General features: G+C 73.9%; 1 protein-coding gene. It reads left to right on the top strand.

Annotation, left to right across the window (positions count from 1 at the left end):
• Positions 1-350 precede the first annotated feature (350 nt).
• Positions 351-1,553 carry an MFS transporter gene (locus tag BLW04_RS25165; RefSeq protein WP_139307041.1) on the top strand — a complete coding sequence of 401 codons (1,203 nt, stop codon included), beginning with the start codon at positions 351-353 and terminating at the stop codon, positions 1,551-1,553.
• Positions 1,554-2,478: the final 925 nt, after the last annotated feature.

The raw sequence follows: 2,478 nt of genomic DNA on the forward strand, positions 1-2,478 counted from the left end.
CTTCCCGTCGAGGCCGGCTGGTATGAAATCTCGAGGCTAGGTCATCGCTGTACAGGGCGAGCAGCACCTTGAGCTGGCTGCCGAACAGGCCGTGAGCGGAGGCGTGCGCGGTCCATGACGGGCCAGCCGGTCGGCGATGTCCCGCGGGCCAGGTCCACGTCCAGGACGGTGCGCAGCCGCGGACTGTCGGGGACTGAGCCGTGTCTGACCAATGCAGAGTCGATCACTTAATATCCAGCCAGGGTCGGCTCGTGATCATGGTTGGTCCTCCGTCTGGTTTCGACGGTAGGAGATGCGGGCCTCGCGTACGGTCTGCGGAAGCATGGAGGCGGCCGCGGGGGTTCCCAAGCATGGCTCGACGACAGCTGGCCCTGATGGTGATGGTGCAGGTACTGGCGCTGTCGGTGTGGTTCTCCGCGTCTGCCGTGCTCCCGGCCCTGCGCGGCGAGTGGGGGCTCGACCGCCAGGGCGGCATCTGGCTCACCGCCACCGTGCAGATCGGCTTCGCGGTCGGCGCGGTCGTCTCCGCGGCACTCAACCTCGCCGACCGGATCGCCCCGCAACGGTTGCTGGCCGCCGCCGCGCTGCTGGGGGCGATCTGCACCGCGCTGATCACCGTCCTGGCCGACAGCGCCTGGGTGGCCGCCCCACTGCGGCTGCTCACCGGGGTGGCGATGGCCGGTGTCTACCCGGCCGGGCTGAAGATCGTCGTGTCCTGGTACCCGCGGGCCCGCGGGATGGCCCTGGGCGTGCTGATCGGTGCGTTGTCGGTGGGATCGGCGCTGCCGCAGCTGCTCACGATCGTCGCGGTGCTCCCGTGGCGCAGCGTGCTGCTGGCCGCGAGCGCGCTTGCGGTGCTCGGCGCTGTCGTGTCGGTGGCCTTCCTCCGCCAGGGCCCGGACGCCCGCCCGGCACCGCCGTTGGACCCGCGCTACGTGCTGCGGATGTTCGCCGACCGCCCCCAGCGGCTGATCAACCTCGGGTACTTCGGGCACATGTGGGAGCTCTACGCCCTGTGGGCGTGGCTGCCCGCCTACATCACGGCGAGCTATCTGCGGTCCACGGGCACAGCGGGCCCCGTTGCCGTCGGCGCCACTGCGTTCGCCGTGATCGGCCTGGCCGGCGCGGCCGGGTGCGTGCTGGCGGGCATCTTTGCCGAGCGTCACGGCAGTGCCCGGGTGGCGCTGGCCGCGATGCTGCTGAGCTCTGGCTGCGCGATCGCCTCGGTCTCCGTGTTCAGCGCGCCGCCGGTCGTGCTGCTGGGCCTGCTGCTCGTGTGGGGTGCCGCCGTGGTCGCCGACTCGGCGCAGTTCTCCGCTGCCCTGTCCGACGCCGCCGACCCCCGTTACGTGGGCACCGCGCTCACCGCGCAGACCGCGATCGGGTTCCTGCTCACCGTCGTCACCATCGTCGTGCTGCCGACGCTCGCCGACACCGTGGGCTGGCGGCTGGCGGTACCGGTACTGGCGGTCGGACCGCTGCTCGGCGCGGTCGCCATGACCCGGCTGATCCGGTCGACGCCGGGCGGGGCAGTTCCGCGCACGTTCCGATAGTTCTGTGTCGCCCTGATCGGCGACAGGTTGCCGGGGCGAGCAACGGGCCGCGGTCGCACACCGGTTCCGTCCCGCGCACGCCGGCTGCGACTGCTGTGCCAGGCACGGAACCGGTGTGCGGACGCACTCGGCATTGGTCGCGCCGCGGCGCCCGCCAGTGACCCTTGGCGGCGAGCTCGGCGAGCGAGTCGGCGTCCCGGGCGGCCAGGGGTCGACCCGCGGACGTCGATCACGCCGACTAGGTTCCCGGCCGCCGCGATCCCCCCGGGCTGCGCGGGCCCGTCCAGGGTGGCAACGACCCGCTCGCCGTCGAGCCACGTGACGCTGCCGCCCGCCTCGTCGGCCACGAACACCTGCCCGTTCGCCGCGGCGGTCGCGTCGTGCGGCCCGCGCCGGTGGCCGCGTCGCCGAGCACCGCCCCGCCGCGCGACCCGATCGTGACCGGCCGCGCGGACCCCCGACCGGCACCAGCACCGGTCCGCCGGAGGCGGGTAGCTGCAGATGGCCTGCGGTTCCCGGCAACGACACCTCGCCGACGGTTGTGCCGTCGCGGCCGTCGACCAGAACCAGCCGCGCCGGATCGCGGACGGCCACCGCCACCGGGTGCGTCGCCGGATCGGCCACCAGCCCCTCGCGCGCCGCCCCGACCGTGACCAGCGTGTCGGCCGGGGGCGTGCGGGCCTCGGGCGCCTCGGCAAGCTCCGCGGCGACACCGCCCGCGACCGGTGCGGGCCCGCCGCAAACCGGCGAGCAACGGGCAGGCCAGCATCGCGAGCACGGTCCGGGCGCGGCCGGCCCGACCGCCCCGGCGGCGGCACGGCCGGCCCGGTCCACGGCTCCCACGAGGCTCGCGGCGGCGCTCCGGTGGGCGATGTCGGAGGATGTCCCGAGTTCCGTGGAACTTGGGTAGCGGCCCGGTGATCAT

It is taken from the genome of Modestobacter sp. DSM 44400 (assembly GCF_900107175.1).
Lineage (GTDB): Bacteria > Actinomycetota > Actinomycetes > Mycobacteriales > Geodermatophilaceae > Modestobacter.

Coding starts and splice junctions, on each gene's coding strand:
- BLW04_RS25165 (WP_139307041.1), top strand. CDS start 351: ATGGCTCGACGACAGCTGGCCCTGATGGTGATGGTGCAGGTACTGGCG.